This window comes from Pseudomonas sp. FW305-E2, assembly GCF_058782925.1.
This window is the reverse complement of the sequence record NZ_JBYSYE010000028.1, coordinates 1-16,865: the sequence shown is the minus strand read 5'-3', so window position 1 is coordinate 16,865 and position 16,865 is coordinate 1. Positions and strand designations below refer to the sequence as shown.

Genomic DNA, 16,865 nt, shown 5'->3' with positions numbered 1-16,865 from the left:
GCATGACCCGCTTGACGGCTAGGGCCGTCGGAGACCCTTGCAATGCCTGAACACGATGTACGCCTGCAACAACTGACGGTCTGGCTCGATGAACAGCTCAATGATCTTTTCCGTGACAACGCCTGGGGCGAGGTGCCTGCAGGCAGCTTGACCGCTGCCAGCAGCGACGCCAGCTTCCGCCGCTATTTCCGCTGGCAGGGCGCTGGCCACAGTTTCGTGATCATGGATGCGCCCCCCCCGCAGGAAAACTGCCGACCGTTCGTCGCCATCGACCACCTGCTGGCCAGCGCTGACGTCCATGTGCCGCTGATCCACGCCCAGGACCTGGAACGCGGCTTTTTGTTGCTTGGGGATCTGGGCACTCAGACATACCTTGACATCATCAATGCCGACAACGCCGATGGCCTGTTCGCCGACGCCATCGATGCCCTTCTGAAGTTCCAGCGTTTGCCGATGGACGCGCCGCTGCCCAGCTACGACGACGCCCTGCTGCGCCGTGAAGTGGAACTGTTCCCCGAATGGTACGTGGGGCGTGAGCTGGGCCTGACCTTCACCGATGCACAGAAGGCCACCTGGCAGCGCGTCAGCCAGTTGCTGATCGACAGCGCCCTGGCGCAACCCAAGGTGTTGGTACACCGTGACTACATGCCGCGCAACCTGATGCAGAGCACCCCCAACCCTGGTGTGCTGGACTTTCAGGATGCGGTATACGGCCCGGTCACCTACGACATTACCTGCCTGTTCAAGGACGCCTTTGTCAGCTGGCCGCAGGCGCGGGTCGAAGGCTGGCTGAGCGACTACTGGCAGCAGGCGCAGGCGGCTGGCATCCCGGTGCACGCCGAGTTCGAAGCCTTCCACCGCGCCAGTGACCTGATGGGCGTGCAGCGGCACCTGAAGGTGATCGGTATCTTCGCCCGTATCTGCCACCGCGACGGCAAGCCGCGTTACCTGGGCGACGTGCCGCGTTTCTTCGCCTATATAAATGAAGTGATCGGTCGCCGGCCCGAATTGGCGGAGCTGGGTGAGCTGATTGCCGAGTTGCAGGCCGGAGCGCGTGCATGAAGGCCATGATCCTGGCTGCGGGGAAGGGCGAGCGTATGCGCCCGCTGACCCTGCACACCCCAAAACCGTTGGTCCCGGTCGCCGGCCAGCCGCTGATCGAGTACCACCTGCGCGCCCTGGCGGCAGCGGGCGTGACCGAAGTGGTGATCAACCATGCCTGGCTTGGCCAGCAGATCGAGGACCATCTGGGCGACGGTAGCCGCTTCGGCCTGAGCATCCGCTATTCACCTGAAGGTGAACCGCTGGAAACCGGCGGCGGCATCTTCAAGGCCTTGCCTTTGTTGGGTGATGCGCCGTTCCTGCTGGTGAATGGCGATGTGTGGACCGACTACGACTTCGCGCGTCTGCAGGCTCCCCTGCAAGGCCTGGCTCACCTGGTGCTGGTCGACAACCCTGGCCATCACGGCCGCGGTGACTTCCGCCTGATGGGCGAGCAGGTCGTTGACGGCGATGACGCGCCAGGCACGCTGACCTTCAGCGGCATTTCGGTGCTGCACCCGACGCTGTTCGAAGGTTGCCAGGCGGGTGCCTTCAAGCTGGCACCGTTGCTGCGCCAGGCGATGGCGGCCGGCAAGGTATCTGGCGAACACTACCGTGGGCACTGGGTGGATGTTGGCACGCTTGAACGCCTGGCCGAGGCTGAGTCTCTGATTGGCGAGCGCGCCTGACATGTGGTGGCCAGGCACGGTGATTGGTGTGAGTGCCGGTTTTGCCGTTGCGAGCATACCGGGTGCCTTGCTCGGTGCGTTGCTTGGGCAGGCCATTGACCGCCGGCTGCGCTTGCAAGGCTGGGAAGACATGCGCGAACGCCTGGGTGGGCGCCCTGCATTACGCGACGACGAGTTGTTGTTCGTGATGCTTGGGCGCTTGGCCAAGTGCGATGGCCGGGTAGCCGAGCAGCATATCCAGCAGGCGCGTCAGGAGATGGTGCGCCTGGACCTGGCCGAGGCAGCCCGGCTGCGCGCCATCAATGCGTTCAACCGTGGCAAGGCGGGCAAGGACCGGCTTGGCGGGCACCTGCGGCGCATCAGTCAGCAGCCCCACGCGGCGGAAGGTACCTTGCGGGCGTGTTGGCGCATGGTGTGGGCTGACGGCAAGATGGGCAACAAGGAGCGTGAGTTGCTGCTGGACTGGGGGCAGAAGCTGGGCATGAGCCGACGCCAGGTGCAGGCCATGTCGCTGGAGTACGAGCCGCGCAAGGCCACGGGCGCAGAAAGCGTGCCCATGACCTACGCGGCAGCGTTGCGCTTGCTGGCGGTGGACGCAGACACCGACACCGATAAGGTCAAGCAGGCGTATCGTCGGCTTGTCAGTCGGCATCACCCGGACAAGCTGGCGGGTACTGGTGCCAGCGAGGCGCAGGTGCGTGAAGCAACCGCGCGTACCCGTGAGTTGCACCAGGCCTATGCCATGATCCGCAAGCGGCGCGGCCTTTGACGCCCCGCCACAAGGATCAAGCCTGACTCAGCCCTGAGGGCTCATCCACCCCCGCACCCGGCGGAACAGTTGCTCTTGTTCCGCCGCTTTGTTTGCTGGCATGGCAATCAATGACAATTGTCGGTACTGGCTATCCTTCTGCCGCTTGCTGGCCTGCAGCCGTTGCTGGGCTGCGTTGCGGTCAGCGCTGCGGGTGGCGTAGTAGATATCGGCCGTGGGTACCTTCAAGGTTGGGGCCAGGCTTTCCAGGTCCTGCTCCACCCGTGCAGGGGTCTGTGCAGCGACCATCACCAGTTTTTGTACCTGTGGTGGCTGCTTCTCGCTCAGGTAGCGCGCCGCCCAATACGCACCGCTACCATGGCCGATCAGTACGATGCTGCGGGCATTGTGTTGTTGGGCGAACGCCACGGCGGCATCCAGGCGGGCGAAGATGCGTTCGGCATCTGCCGGGTCGGCCTGCTCGCTGGCTTGTTCGGCATCGGTGCTTTCTGCTGTGTCGGCATCGGCCGCGGTGGCTTGGGCCACGTTGGCGTTGGCGTCGGCCGGCACGTCCTTGGCCGGTGCGCTTTCGCCTTTGTCTGGCGCAGGCGCTGCCGGTGGTGTGGTTTCGACCCGCGCTTGCGGGCTGTCTGCGAGCAGGTCGGGCAGGCTGACGCTCAGGCTGTGCCAGCCGATATCAGGGAATTTTTGCCGCAGTGGGCCGACTGCATTTGGCCAGTCGGCCGTTTCGCCTGCACCGGGGACAATGATCACCGCCCCTTGCGGATCGTTGTCATTGGCCGGCTTCCACAGGGCCAGGAAGCTGTCGGCACCGGCCTGCAGGGTCTGCTGCTCAGCCTTGGGCAGCAGCCGCTCCAGCGCCAGTGCATCCTCCTGGCTGCGTTCCAGCAAGGGTGGGCGTGGGGCCTCGGCAGCCGGTGCCATGGTATTTGCAGGTGGTTTTTCGGCATCTGCGGCCAGGGCGCCGAGTGGAAGGACCGAGGCCAGGCAGCACATTGCCAGCGTCGTGCGATAAAGTGTGGACATGAGTCAACCCAAGGCCAGAATGAAACCGGCAGCCTAATAGTATTTGCCCGTGACGGCCATGCTGCATGACCGTCTTTGCCAAGTCGAGCGTATAGATGAAGCGAGTGCGTCGCCTGTTGGTTATCGGCTGCTTGTGGCTGCCCTTGATTGCCTGGGCCAAGCCCGAGGCGCTGCCCTCTGTGGTGCTGGAGCCTGACCAGCAGCAGTGGCTGGACACCCACCGCAGCCTGCGTGTCGGCCTGGTGTTGCAGGCGCCCTACGCCCAGTTCGACCGGCGTCTGCAGCAACTGTACGGGGCCAATGTGGAGCTGGTGAACAGCCTGGCGCAGGCGCTGCGGCTGGACCTCACCTGGCGTAACTTCAGTGACCAGGCCAGTTTGGAACATGCCCTGCAAAGCGGCGAAATCGACTTCGCCCCTGGCCTTACCCAGACGCCAGCCAGCCTGCGCCTGTGGCTATTCAGCGACCCGTACATGCGCGTGCCTCAGCTGGTGGTGGGGCCGCGCACCGGGGCCATGGCCGTGGAGCTGGAAAAGCTTGAAGCCGAGCAACGCGTGGCGGTGCGCATGCCCAGCCCGCTGGCGGATTACCTGCGCGGCAACTACGGCAACCTCAACCTGCAGGGGGTGCCCGACGATCGTGAGGCCTTGCAACTGGTGGTAGGCGGCCAGGCCAGTTTCGCCGTGCTGGATGAAGCGCAGCTCAGCCGCCTGTCCCGCGAGAGCGAGTTCGGTGAGCTGGCGGTGGTCGGCGATATTGGCCTGCCGCAGCTGTTGCGTATCGGTTCGCGGCGCGACTGGCCGCTGCTGGCCGATGTACTTGAACGTGGCTTGCAGGCAGTGCCGGCCAAGGAGCTGGAACAACTGCATCAGCGCTGGTTGCAGCCGAAGTACCCGCGCCTGAGCGAGTCGCCGGGCTTCTGGCAGAACATGGCCTTGCTGTTCGGTCTGTTGCTGTTGTGTGCCTTGGCCACGCTGGTGTGGCAACGCCGTCAGCAGCGCCAGCTGGAGCGCAGCCTGTTGGCCGCGCGGGAGAGCCTGGTTGAACGCCAGGTGCGCGAAGAGGCGTTGCGCCTGAGCCAGTTCGCCATCGATCAGAGCACCGTGGGTATCCTCTGGGTCAACTGGGACAGCCATGTGCGTTACGCCAACCATGCCGCCGAGCGCATGTTGGGCTACAGCGAAGGGGCGTTGCTGGAGCGGCCGCTGAGCGACTTCGAGCCGAGCCTGAACATGGACCGTTGGCTGGAGCTGTGGAAAGGGGCGCGGACAGGGGCGGGGGGTGTCGGTCAGTTTGAGACGCAATGCCGGCGGGCTGATCAAAGCTTGCTACCCGTGGAGCTGTCGCTGAGCTTTCTGCGCTTTCGTGATTCCGAATATCTGGTGGTCTACCTCGCCGATGTCACCGAACGCCACCGTGCCCTGGCGGCCCTTCGCGAAAGCGAGGCGCGGCTCAAGGGCATTGCTGGCAACGTACCAGGGTTGGTGTTTCGCCTGGAACGTGACCCGGCCGAGGGCGATCTGGAGTTCCCCTATATCAGTGAGGGTAGCGAGGCTTTGGTAGGTTATGCACCCAGCGAGATCCAGCACCCGCAGATGGGCCTGCGCAACCTGGTGCACCCCGAGGACCGTGCTGATTATCACCGGGTTCAGGACCTGGCCCTGGCCAGCGACCAGGACTGGTCCTGGCAGGGGCGCATCCTCACCCGGCAGGGCGAACAGCGCTGGGCCGATATCAAGGCCAGCGCCCGGCATCTGGGCAACGGCCAGGTGGTGTGGGACGGTGTAGTCTGGGACATCACACAGGGCAAGCGGGCCGAGCTGGCGCTGGCAAAGTCCCAGGAGCAGCTGCGCGAACTCTCGGCCCACCTGGAGAGCGTGCGTGAAGAAGAAAAAGCCCGTATCGCCCGGGAAGTGCATGATGAGCTGGGGCAGATGCTGACCGTGCTCAAGCTGGAAGTGTCGATGTGCGAGCTGGCCTATGCCGAGCTGGACCCTGGCCTGAATGATCGCCTGGCGAGCATGAAACGCCTGATTGCCCAGTTGTTCCAGTTGGTCCGCGATGTCGCCACTGCCTTGCGTCCGCCGATCCTCGATGCCGGCATTGCCTCGGCCATCGAATGGCAGGCGCGGCGTTTCGAGGCACGCACGCAAATCCCCTGTCTGGTGCAAGTACCCGATAATCTGCCAGCATTGAGTGATGCCAAGGCCACCGGGCTGTTTCGTATCCTCCAGGAGGCGCTGACCAATGTGATGCGTCACGCCCAGGCGCACAGCGTAGAGATTGAGCTGGTACGTGAGGGCGGACAGTTGCGCATGACGGTCAGTGATGATGGCCAAGGCTTTTGCCGCGAGCAGACCCGGCCTACCTCGTTTGGCCTGGTGGGTGTGCGCGAGCGGGTGCTGATGCTGGGGGGGAGCATGACGCTGGAAAGCGAGCCGGGCGAAGGCACCAGCCTGAGCGTGGCCATTCCGTTGGAGTAGGAGAGCAATCGTGATTCGAGTACTGGTGGCCGAAGACCACACCATTGTCCGTGAAGGCATCAAGCAGTTGATTGGCCTGGCCAAGGACATGCAAGTGGCGGGGGAGGCCGGTAATGGCGAGCAGTTGCTCGAAACCCTGCGCCACACACCGTGCGAGGTGGTACTGCTGGATATCTCGATGCCGGGTGTGAACGGCCTGGAGGCGATCCCGCGTATCCGTGCGCTGCACGATGCTCCAGCGATCCTGATGTTGTCGATGCACGATGAGGCACAGATGGCGGCGCGGGCGCTGAAGGCCGGTGCGGCGGGCTATGCCACCAAAGACAGTGATCCGGCGTTGTTGTTGACAGCGATTCGTCGGGTGGCCGGTGGCGGGCGTTATATCGACCCGTCGCTGGCCGACCGCATGGTGTTCGAAGTAGGCCTCACCGAATCCCGGCCGTTGCACACACTGCTCTCGGAGCGCGAGTTTTCAGTGTTCGAGCGCCTGGCCCAAGGCGCCAACGTCAACGACATTGCCCAGCAGTTGGCGCTGTCGAGCAAGACCATCAGCACCCACAAGGCACGCCTGATGCAGAAGTTGAAAGTGAACTCGCTGGCGGAGCTGGTGAAGTACGCCATGGAGCACAAGCTGGTCTGATTGCGACATACGGGTGCCCGAAACTTCCCGAATCCTCTGTGGGAGCGGGCATGCCCGCGAACGGGCCTGGCCTGCTGATCTCTATGGCTGAGCCGGCCTCTTCGCGGGCATGCCCGCTCCCACAGGTTTCGTGGTTGGCTCGCAAGGGCATTCCAATCCCGCCATCCTTGTAGGGCGATCCCTACAACAAATCTTCCATCCGGATGATGGCATTCTCTCAGTACCCCCGATTTTCGGGCGCTTGCGTCTCTTCTACTCTTTTGCCTACGCAGTCATCCAACAAGAAGGTGCAGGCATGAGCGAGGCGAAGTCGAACGCTGCAACCGGCGAAACGCTGGTCAGCTTCCGTGGTGTGCAGAAGAGCTACGACGGCGAGTCGCTGATCGTCAAAGACCTCAACCTGGATATCCGCAAGGGCGAGTTCCTCACCCTGCTTGGCCCGTCCGGCTCGGGCAAGACCACCAGCCTGATGATGCTGGCGGGCTTCGAGACCCCCACCGCCGGTGAAATCCAGCTTGGCGGCCGCTCGATCAACAACGTGCCGCCGCACAAGCGTGATATCGGCATGGTGTTCCAGAACTACGCGCTGTTTCCGCACATGACCGTGGCTGAGAACCTGGCCTTTCCGCTGACCGTGCGCAACCTGAGCAAGACCGACATCAGCGAGCGGGTCAAACGTGTGCTGAACATGGTCCAGCTCGACGCTTTCGCCAAACGCTACCCCGGCCAGCTGTCTGGCGGCCAGCAGCAGCGTGTGGCGCTGGCCCGGGCATTGGTGTTCGAGCCGCAACTGGTGCTGATGGACGAGCCACTTGGCGCGCTGGACAAGCAGCTGCGCGAACACATGCAGATGGAGATCAAGCACATTCACCAGCGCCTGGGTGTGACCGTGGTGTACGTGACCCACGACCAGGGCGAAGCGCTGACCATGTCTGACCGCGTGGCGGTGTTCCACCAGGGCGAAATCCAGCAGATCGCCGACCCGCGCACGCTGTACGAGGAGCCTTGCAACACCTTCGTCGCCAACTTCATCGGCGAGAACAACCGCATTAGCGGCACCCTGCTGGCCAGCGATGGCAAACGTTGCCAGGTGCAGTTGCCTCGCGGTGAGCGGGTCGAGGCGCTGGCGGTGAATGTCGGCCAGGCTGGCGAGCCGGTGACCCTGTCGATACGCCCGGAGCGCGTGCGTCTGAACGGCCACAGTGAAAGCTGCGTGAACCGGTTCTCTGGCCGGGTGGCCGAATTCATTTACCTGGGCGACCACGTGCGGGTGCGTCTGGAGGTTTGCGGCAAAGGCGACTTCTTCGTGAAGCAGCCTATTGCCGAGCTCGACCCGGCGTTGGCCGTGGGCGATGTGGTACCGCTGGGCTGGGAGGTGGAGCACGCCCGCGCGCTCGATCCGATTGCCGAAGCCCATTGATGGATTGCTTCACCAACCCTGTACTGTGGAGAGAATAATAATGCGCAAGCAGTTGAAACTGACCGCCCTGGCTTTGGGGCTGTTCACCGCTGGCCAGGCCATGGCCGCAGACCTCACCGTGATCTCGTTCGGGGGCGCCAACAAGGCTGCCCAGGTCAAAGCGTTCTACGAACCCTGGGAAAAAGCGGGTAATGGCAAGATTGTCGCGGGTGAGTACAACGGCGAAATGGCCAAGGTCAAGGCGATGGTCGACACCAAGAGTGTGTCGTGGAACCTGGTAGAGGTTGAGTCGCCAGAGCTGGCGCGCGGCTGCGACGAGGGCATGTTCGAAGAGCTCGACCCAGCCCTGTTCGGCAATGAGGCCGACTACGTGCCTGGTGCCATTCAGCCTTGCGGCGTGGGCTTCTTCGTCTGGTCCACGGTCATGGCCTACAACGCCGACAAGCTCAAGACCGCCCCCACCAGCTGGGCCGATTTCTGGGACACCAAGCAGTTCCCGGGCAAGCGCGGCCTGCGCAAGGGCGCCAAGTACACAATGGAATTTGCACTGATGGCCGACGGCGTTGCGCCCAAGGACGTCTACAAAGTGCTCGCAACCAAGGAAGGCCAGGACCGCGCCTTCAAGAAACTCGACGAACTCAAGCCCAGCATCCAGTGGTGGGAAGCGGGTGCACAGCCACCGCAGTTCCTGGCCTCTGGCGACGTGGTCATGAGCTCTGCCTACAACGGCCGTATTGCCGCTGTGCAGAAAGAGAGCAACCTCAAGGTGGTGTGGAACGGCGGCATCTACGACTTCGATGCATGGGCAATTCCTAAAGGCGCCAAAAACGTCGAAGAGGCGAAGAAGTTCATCGCCTACAGCGTCAAGCCCGAGCAGCAGAAGATCTACTCCGAAAACATCGCCTATGGCCCGGCCAACTCCAAGGCCGTGAGCCTGCTGTCGGACGAAGTGAAGAAAGACATGCCGACCACGCCTGAGAACATTGCCAACCAGGTGCAGATCGACGTGGCGTTCTGGGCCGACAACAGCGAGCAGCTGGAGCAACGCTTCAACGCCTGGGCGGCGAAGAAGTAAACGTCCAGTGTGTGGGGCCGCAAAGCGGCCCCCAATTCAGCCTGTATTGCGGAGTTCGCCATGGCCATTGCAGTGCCCCTCAACGAAGGCGCGGGTTCAAGTCTCAAGCAGCGCCTCAAACACGCCGAGCGGGTCAACCGCTGGAAGGCGCAGGCGTTGATCGCGCCGCTGGCGCTGTTTCTTCTGCTGGTGTTCCTGGTGCCGATTGCGGCGCTGCTGTACAAGAGCGTCGGCAACCCTGAAGTGGTCGGCGGCCTGCCGCGCACGGTGGAAGTCATCAGCCAGTGGGATGGCAAAAGCCTGCCAGGCGAGGACGTTTACAAGGCGCTGAGCCAGGATTTGGCCGAGTCGCGCAAGAACCAGACCCTTGGTGACCTTTCCAAACGCTTGAACATGGAGCTGGCCGGTTACCGCAGCTTGTTGACCAAGACTGCCCGTGCACTGCCCTTCAAGGCTGAGCCTGCCTCTTATAAGGATGCGTTGCAGGCTGTCGACGAGCGTTGGGGTGACCCGGCTTATTGGCAGGCGATCCGCCGCAATACCAGTTCGGTGACTTCTTTCTACCTGTTGGCCTCGGTGGACCATCGCATCGATGACCTTGGTGAGCTGGCCAAGGCCACCCCGGACCAGGCCATTTACCTGGACATTTTTGTCCGTACCCTGTGGATGGGGGTGGTGATTACCACTATCTGCCTGGTACTGGCCTACCCACTGGCCTACTTGTTGGCCAACCTGCCGACCCGGCAGAGCAACCTGCTGATGATTCTGGTGCTGTTGCCTTTCTGGACATCGATCCTGGTGCGGGTGGCGGCCTGGATCGTGCTGCTGCAGTCGGGCGGGCTGATCAACAGCGCGCTGATGGCCATGGGCATCATCGACCAGCCGCTGGAGCTGGTGTTCAACCGCACAGGTGTCTACATCTCGATGGTGCACATCCTGCTGCCGTTCATGATCCTGCCGCTGTACAGCGTGATGAAGGGTATTTCCCCGAGCTACATGCGTGCGGCGATCTCGCTGGGCTGCCACCCGTTCGCCAGTTTCTGGCGGGTGTACTTCCCGCAGACTTACGCCGGTGTTGGCGCCGGTTGCCTGCTGGTGTTCATCCTTGCCATCGGTTACTACATCACCCCGGCGCTGCTGGGTAGTCCGAACGACCAGATGGTCAGCTACTTCGTCGCCTTCTACACCAACACCAGCATCAACTGGGGCATGGCCACCGCACTGGGCGGGCTGTTGCTGCTGGCGACCGTGCTGTTGTACCTGATCTATAGCTGGCTGGTCGGCGCCAGCCGTCTGCGCCTGAGCTGAGGAGCCTATCATGCTGAGCCCATACATGTCGCCCGTGGAGCGGGTCTGGTTCTACAGCCTGCGTATTCTCTGCGGCTTGATCCTGCTGTTTCTGATCTTGCCAGTGCTGGTGATCGTGCCGCTGTCGTTCAACAGTGGCAGCTTCCTGGTGTACCCGCTGCAGGGCTTCTCGCTGCAGTGGTATCAGGACTTCTTCGGCTCGGCCGAATGGATGCGGGCGTTGAAAAACAGCATCATCGTTGCCCCAGCGGCCACGGTGCTGGCCATGGTGTTCGGCACGTTGGCGGCCATCGGCCTGACCCGTGGCGATTTCCCCGGCAAGTCGCTGGTGATGGCGCTGGTGATCTCGCCCATGGTGGTGCCGGTAGTGATCATCGGGGTGGCCAGTTACCTGTTCTTCGCCCCTCTGGGCATGGGCAACAGTTTCACCTCGCTGATTCTGGTGCATGCGGTACTGGGTGTGCCGTTCGTCATCATTACCGTGTCGGCGACGCTACAGGGGTTCAACTACAATCTGGTGCGTGCGGCGGCCAGCCTGGGAGCCTCGCCTCTGCTGGCTTTCCGCCGGGTGACCCTGCCGCTGATCGCGCCCGGTGTCATCTCTGGCGCCCTGTTTGCCTTTGCCACCTCGTTTGACGAGGTGGTGGTGACGCTGTTCCTCGCCGGACCGGAACAGGCAACTCTGCCGCGGCAGATGTTCAGTGGTATTCGCGAGAACCTGAGCCCGACCATTGCCGCGGCGGCGACCTTGCTGATTGCGTTCTCGGTGTTGTTGCTGCTGACCCTGGAATGGTTGCGTGGGCGTAGTGAGAAGCTGAGGACTCAACAGCCGGCTTGATGATGGGTTGCCTGTACCGGCCTCTTCGCGGCTAAAGTCGCGGAGGCCGGCACAAGTTGCGCTGGTCGACACCAATTGATACCAATCAGCCTTCATCGCTTTCCCTGAGTTACAATGCGCGCCACCGTGACTCTGCCAACAGGTGCGCCATGCAGCCCTACGCTATTGCCCCCTCCATTCTCTCTGCCGATTTTGCCCGCCTGGGTGAGGACGTCGACAAGGTATTGGCTGCGGGTGCAGACATCGTCCACTTCGATGTCATGGACAATCACTATGTCCCCAACCTGACCATCGGTCCGATGGTTTGCACCGCTCTGCGCAAGTACGGCGTTACTGCGCCGATCGACGTGCACCTGATGGTCAGCCCGGTTGACCGCATCATTGGCGACTTTATCGAAGCGGGTGCCACCTACATCACCTTCCACCCTGAAGCCACGCAGCACATCGACCGTTCGCTTCAGCTGATCAAGGATGGTGGTTGCAAGGCCGGCCTGGTGTTCAACCCGGCCACCAGCCTGGACGCCCTGAAGTATGTGATGGACAAGATCGACATGGTGCTGCTGATGAGCGTCAACCCAGGCTTCGGCGGGCAGAAGTTCATCCCCGGCACCCTCGACAAGCTGCGCGAAGCGCGTGCGCTGATCGACGCCAGTGGCCGTGATATCCGTCTGGAGATCGATGGTGGCGTGAACGTCAACAACATCCGCGAGATCGCTGCCGCTGGCGCCGACACCTTCGTGGCCGGCTCGGCGATCTTCAACGCCCCGGACTACCAGGAAGTGATCGCCAAGATGCGCGCCGAACTGGCCCTGGCCCGCCCATGAGTGGCTTCGAGCAGCTGTTCCCGGGGACGCTGCCAAGGCTGGTAATGTTCGATCTGGACGGTACCCTGATCGATTCTGTGCCTGACCTGGCCGCCGCCGTGGACCGCATGCTGCTCGAACTGGGGCGCCCGCCTGCTGGCCTTGAGGCAGTGCGCCACTGGGTTGGCAATGGCGCCCAGGTGCTGGTGCGCCGCGCGTTGGCGGGCGGCATCGAGCATGCCGACGTGGACGATGCGCTGGCAGAACAGGCGCTGGCGCTGTTCATGGACGCTTATGCCGAAAGCCACGAACTTACCGTGGTCTACCCCGGCGTGCGCGACACCCTGCGCTGGCTGCGCAAGCAGGGCGTGGAGATGGCGCTGATCACCAACAAGCCTGAGCGCTTTGTTGGCCCGCTGCTGGACCAGATGAAGATCGGTAATTTCTTCCGCTGGATCATTGGTGGCGACACCTTGCCGCAGAAAAAGCCCGACCCGGCTGCGTTGCTGTTCGTCATGCAGATGGCCGGTGTCACCCCGCAGCAGTCCCTGTTTGTCGGTGATTCGCGCAGTGACGTGCAGGCGGCCAAGGCGGCTGGCGTGCAATGCGTGGGCCTGACCTACGGCTATAACCATGGCCGGCCGATCGACGCCGAATCCCCCAGCCTGGTAATCGACGACCTGCGCGCATTGCTGCCCGGTTGCGCAGACCCGGCCACTGGGATAACGTTGGCGGACCTTCAAGCCTCACAAGACAGAGAGTCCACCGTGGCGGTTACTGGCAAATTCTGGATGAAAGTCATCAAGGCCTTGGCCCGTTGGCGTTGGCGCGCCTGACTTCAGCCTGCCGGCGTGTGCCGGCCCGTCCGTTTGCCTGACCTATTGCTGCTTGCCACGAGACCACTCATGAACCGCGAAGAATTCCTGCGCCTGGCTGCTGCCGGCTACAACCGTATTCCCTTGGCCTGTGAAACCTTGGCCGACTTCGACACGCCGCTGTCGATCTACCTGAAACTGGCTGACCAGCCCAACTCGTACCTGCTCGAATCGGTGCAGGGCGGCGAGAAGTGGGGCCGTTACTCGATGATCGGCTTGCCATCGCGCACCGTGATGCGTGTGCATGGCTACCATGTCAGCATCCTGCACGATGGCGTCGAGGTGGAAAGCTGCGAGGTCGAAGACCCGCTGACATTCGTTGAAACCTTCAAGGACCGCTACAAAGTTGCCGATATCCCCGGCCTGCCGCGTTTCAATGGCGGCCTGGTTGGCTACTTTGGCTACGACTGCGTGCGTTATGTAGAAAAGCGTCTGGGCGCCAGCCCCAACCCGGACCCGCTGGGCGTACCGGATATCCTGCTGATGGTGTCCGACGCGGTGGTGGTGTTCGACAACCTGGCGGGCAAGATGCACGCCATCGTGTTGGTCGACCCCGCTGAAGATCAGGCCTTCGAACAGGGCCAGGCACGTCTGCAAGGTTTGCTGGAAACCTTGCGCCAGCCAATCACCCCACGCCGCGGCCTGGACCTGAGCGGCCCGCCGGCGGCCGAGCCGGCGTTCCGCTCCAGCTACACCCGCGAGGATTACGAAAACGCCGTCGGTCGTATCAAGGAATACATCCTGGCCGGGGACTGTATGCAGGTGGTGCCGTCGCAGCGCATGTCGATCGACTTCAAGGCTGCGCCTATCGACCTGTATCGCGCGCTACGCTGCTTCAACCCGACGCCATATATGTACTTCTTCAACTTCGGTGACTTCCATGTGGTCGGCAGCTCGCCCGAAGTGCTGGTACGTGTCGAGGACAACCTGGTCACCGTGCGCCCGATTGCCGGTACTCGTCCGCGTGGTGTGACCGAAGAGGCCGATCGTGCGCTGGAAGACGACCTGCTGTCGGACGACAAGGAAATTGCCGAGCACCTGATGCTGATCGATCTGGGCCGCAACGATGTCGGCCGTGTGTCTTCGACCGGCAGTGTGCGCCTGACCGAGAAGATGGTGATCGAGCGTTACTCCAACGTGATGCACATTGTTTCCAACGTTACCGGCCAGCTGCGTGAAGGCCTGACGGCGATGGATGCACTGCGGGCGATTCTTCCGGCTGGCACCTTGTCGGGTGCGCCCAAGATCCGCGCGATGGAGATCATCGACGAGCTGGAACCGGTCAAGCGTGGGGTTTACGGCGGTGCTGTCGGCTATTTTGCCTGGAACGGCAACATGGATACCGCAATTGCCATTCGTACTGCGGTGATCAAGGATGGCGAGCTGCATGTGCAGGCCGGTGGCGGCATCGTTGCCGACTCGGTGCCTGCGCTGGAATGGGAAGAAACCATCAACAAGCGCCGGGCGATGTTCCGTGCGGTGGCGTTGGCCGAGCAGACTTCCGCCAGATAAATTGATTGGGGCTGCTGCGCAGCCCATTCGCGGGTAAACCACGCTCCTACAAGGTTGTGTAGGAGCGGGTTCACCCGCGAAAGGGCCGGGCCTGCTGGCCAATTTCTACCTGCCGTTCACCGTTGCCGCCGCCACCGTATTCGCGGGTAAACCCGTTCCTACAAGTGTTGCGCAAGCCTAAGGCATACTAGGCCGTCGTAGGAGCGGGTTCACCCGCGAATGGGCCGCAAAGCGGCCCCCAGCAATTCAAAAGTCCACGCTAACCCCCACGCTAACGCCCTGCTGCGTCAACTCATCACTCTTGCGCCAATTGTAGTTCCCGCGCAAATGCACCCCTGCCACCAGTTCATGGCTCACACCCAGGCTCGCCCGGGTCAGGTCGCTGTGCGGCGTATACCCGGTCAGGGTGAAATCATTCGCTGGCAAGCTGGTCAGGTGCATTGTCACATCCTGCTGGTCGTCCTCGAACTCATGCTCCTGCGCCACTTCGGCAAAAAGCCGGGTATTTGGCTGTACCTGCACACTGCCCAACAGCCCCACGCCCAGGCGACGTGACGTGCGCTCCTGGTCATCGAAGCCAAGCGCCGTCGAGCGCCCGCTCTTCTCTTCGTAGCCATCCACCTTCACCCGCGCATAGTCGGCACTGATGAAAGGTGCCAACTGCCAGTTGCTGGTGTCGGCCGCCAGGTTGTAGCCCAGCCGCCCGGACATTGCCCAGGCCTCGCCGTCGGTGTCGCCTTTTTCACTGCGGTCATTCACGCCCAGGGCGAAGGTACGCTTGAGGTCGCTATAGTCCAGGTGCCCGGCGGTCAGCGCCGCGTCGGCCCACCAGCGGTCCTGACGGTATTGGGCAAAGGCGCTGGCCATATAGCTGTTCAGCTTGTAGTTCGAATCCTGTTCGCCGGCTTCCAGCTTCTGGCGGTACGCACCGCCGGCCAGGCCCAGGCGCCATGCGTCGTTCAGGCGATAGCTGCCGCCCACGGTCAGGTTGTAGCCGCGGCCGTCACCGCTGGCCGCGCTGCGCTGGCCGTCGAAGTCCAGGTCCTGAGCGCCACTGGCGACAAAGGCTTGCCATTGGCCAACGGCTTGCCAAGGCGTCTGCCACTGATTGCGCAACTCATCCTGATGAGCCCGCAGGCTGGCGTGGGCCATTTCCGGTAGCAGAGTCAGTTCCCAGGGGGCTGCGAGGATCGAGTAGGCGTAATCGGCAATCAGCTGCTGACCCGCGATAGTCGGGTGGACCGAGTCGTTGAACAGCAGTTTGGTCGGGTTTGGCGTTGTGCCGTTGATCCCGTACACCGGGTTTTCCACGCAGCTATCGCCGCTGTAGCAGGTGCCGACCAGGTTCTGGTCGCTGGCCAGGCCGAACTGACTGGGGCTGGACAGCGCCTCGCTCAACAGCACAGGGATGTTCAGTGGGATGATCTGGGCATCGATCTGCCCTAGCTGGCTGATCAGTGACTGGTTGAACGCAGCGGAGAGCAGTGACAGTGGGTTTTGCTGTGGCGTGCCGCTGAAATTGGGCGTTTGGCCGAGGTCAGGTAGCAGCCAGACCATGATGTAGCGCGCGCCTCCTTGCTGAAGGGCTTGGGCACTGGCAGCCAGGCGGGCGCCGGCGGCTACGGCGTCGGCCGGGCTATTCACCAGGCCCTGCAGGAAGTCGTTACCGCCACCTGTCAGGTAATACAAGGCATTTGGGTCGGCGCGCAGGCCGTTGGCCAGGTAGCCGGGGCGCTCGCGCAGCACCAACCCGGCATTGGGGTTTCCTGGCGGGATGACGGTCTCGGACGTTGTCGTGATCGAGTCCAGGATCTGTTGGGTGGTGTACCCGCCAACTGCCCAGTTATTACCATCGGGCTGGATGCCTATGGATGTCGACGGGTTAAGGTCGCCTGGCGCGACGCCCAGGCGGCCACCGAGGATCATCGGTGACACCGGAGCGAAGTTGCCGTCGGCATCGCGGTTGGTGAAGCGCGCGCCTGGGGTACCGCCGTCCAGGTCGGGAAACTGCCCTGCATCGGCGAGGCTGTCGCCAAACACGATGAGGGTTGAATAGGGCGAAGGGCCGGCCAACGCCTGGCTACAGGCCAAGGCCAGTGAAGCGAGGGTAAAGCGCAATAACGGGGCTTTTCGCATCAGGGAACATCCTTTTCTTTGTTTTTATCAGGACAACCCCATCGACCTTAGCAAATCGTAGTGCTTCGCTCCCAAGTCCATTCGTTTCTCCGTGTTTACAGGCATATTGCGCCCGTCGCCCCGGTAGGCTACTGTGCCGGGACGTATGAGCGAGACCTATCCTGTGTTGATCGTCAGCAAACTCTTGATGCGCGTAATCAAGGCCCACGCCCGTTGGCGTTGGCGCGCCTGACTTTATCCCCTGCCGGCC

Annotated in this window: 14 protein-coding genes; 12 read left to right on the top strand and 2 right to left on the bottom strand. The window is 62.7% G+C overall.

Going from position 1 to position 16,865, the window contains the following annotated elements:
* Positions 1 to 42: 42 nt before the first annotated feature.
* From AC3WLP_RS19005 to AC3WLP_RS18995, 3 genes are read left to right on the top strand one after another with little or no spacing between them, the layout of a single operon-like run.
* Complete coding sequence (locus AC3WLP_RS19005; RefSeq protein ID WP_014755129.1) at positions 43 to 1,062, top strand: aminoglycoside phosphotransferase family protein; 1,020 nt, start codon at positions 43 to 45, stop codon at positions 1,060 to 1,062.
* Positions 1,059 to 1,730, top strand: coding sequence for an N-acetylmuramate alpha-1-phosphate uridylyltransferase MurU (gene murU, locus AC3WLP_RS19000; RefSeq protein WP_088513518.1), 672 nt, complete (start codon positions 1,059 to 1,061; stop codon positions 1,728 to 1,730). The genes AC3WLP_RS19005 and murU overlap by 4 nt, the downstream gene beginning before the upstream one ends.
* 1 nt (position 1,731) lies before the next feature.
* A complete protein-coding gene (locus AC3WLP_RS18995; RefSeq protein WP_003255552.1) occupies positions 1,732 to 2,499 on the top strand; it encodes a TerB family tellurite resistance protein in 768 nt (255 codons plus the stop codon).
* Positions 2,500 to 2,526: 27 nt separating this feature from the next.
* On the opposite strand, the gene AC3WLP_RS18990 is transcribed toward AC3WLP_RS18995, so the two are convergent.
* Entirely contained in the window at positions 2,527 to 3,525 is a 999-nt protein-coding gene (locus AC3WLP_RS18990; RefSeq protein ID WP_088513517.1) for an alpha/beta hydrolase family protein, read from the bottom strand.
* Positions 3,526 to 3,620: 95 nt separating this feature from the next.
* On the opposite strand from AC3WLP_RS18990, the gene AC3WLP_RS18985 reads away from it, so the two are divergent.
* From AC3WLP_RS18985 to trpE, 9 genes are all read left to right on the top strand, one after another.
* Positions 3,621 to 6,008, top strand: coding sequence for a PAS domain-containing sensor histidine kinase (locus AC3WLP_RS18985; protein WP_004576194.1), 2,388 nt, complete (start codon positions 3,621 to 3,623; stop codon positions 6,006 to 6,008).
* 7 nt (positions 6,009 to 6,015) lie between these two features.
* On the top strand, positions 6,016 to 6,648 hold the full coding sequence (locus AC3WLP_RS18980; protein WP_173401663.1) for a response regulator: 633 nt from the start codon (positions 6,016 to 6,018) through the stop codon (positions 6,646 to 6,648).
* 295 nt (positions 6,649 to 6,943) lie between these two features.
* Positions 6,944 to 8,068, top strand: coding sequence for an ABC transporter ATP-binding protein (locus AC3WLP_RS18975; protein WP_003255547.1), 1,125 nt, complete (start codon positions 6,944 to 6,946; stop codon positions 8,066 to 8,068).
* Between the two features lie 40 nt (positions 8,069 to 8,108).
* Positions 8,109 to 9,143 carry an ABC transporter substrate-binding protein gene (locus tag AC3WLP_RS18970; protein ID WP_010951750.1) on the top strand — a complete coding sequence of 345 codons (1,035 nt, stop codon included), beginning with the start codon at positions 8,109 to 8,111 and terminating at the stop codon, positions 9,141 to 9,143.
* 60 nt (positions 9,144 to 9,203) lie between these two features.
* Positions 9,204 to 10,451 carry an ABC transporter permease gene (locus tag AC3WLP_RS18965; protein ID WP_011953311.1) on the top strand — a complete coding sequence of 416 codons (1,248 nt, stop codon included), beginning with the start codon at positions 9,204 to 9,206 and terminating at the stop codon, positions 10,449 to 10,451.
* Positions 10,452 to 10,461: 10 nt separating this feature from the next.
* Positions 10,462 to 11,289 carry an ABC transporter permease gene (locus tag AC3WLP_RS18960; RefSeq protein WP_003255542.1) on the top strand — a complete coding sequence of 276 codons (828 nt, stop codon included), beginning with the start codon at positions 10,462 to 10,464 and terminating at the stop codon, positions 11,287 to 11,289.
* A 149-nt stretch (positions 11,290 to 11,438) separates the two neighbouring features.
* The gene (gene rpe, locus AC3WLP_RS18955) at positions 11,439 to 12,113 is read left to right on the top strand and encodes a ribulose-phosphate 3-epimerase (protein WP_003255539.1); all 675 of its coding nucleotides are present in this window, start codon (positions 11,439 to 11,441) and stop codon (positions 12,111 to 12,113) included.
* The gene (locus AC3WLP_RS18950) at positions 12,110 to 12,928 is read left to right on the top strand and encodes a phosphoglycolate phosphatase (RefSeq protein ID WP_014755134.1); all 819 of its coding nucleotides are present in this window, start codon (positions 12,110 to 12,112) and stop codon (positions 12,926 to 12,928) included. Before rpe ends, AC3WLP_RS18950 begins: the two co-directional genes overlap by 4 nt.
* Positions 12,929 to 12,997: 69 nt before the next feature.
* Positions 12,998 to 14,479 (top strand): anthranilate synthase component I, encoded by a 1,482-nt coding sequence (trpE, locus tag AC3WLP_RS18945; protein WP_088513516.1) that lies wholly within the window; start codon positions 12,998 to 13,000, stop codon positions 14,477 to 14,479.
* 246 nt (positions 14,480 to 14,725) lie between these two features.
* Here the strand turns inward: trpE and estP are convergent, their stop codons facing one another.
* Positions 14,726 to 16,615, bottom strand: a complete 1,890-nt coding sequence (gene estP, locus AC3WLP_RS18940) for an esterase EstP (protein WP_088513515.1) — start codon at positions 16,613 to 16,615, stop codon at positions 14,726 to 14,728.
* Between the last annotated feature and the right edge of the window lie 250 nt (positions 16,616 to 16,865).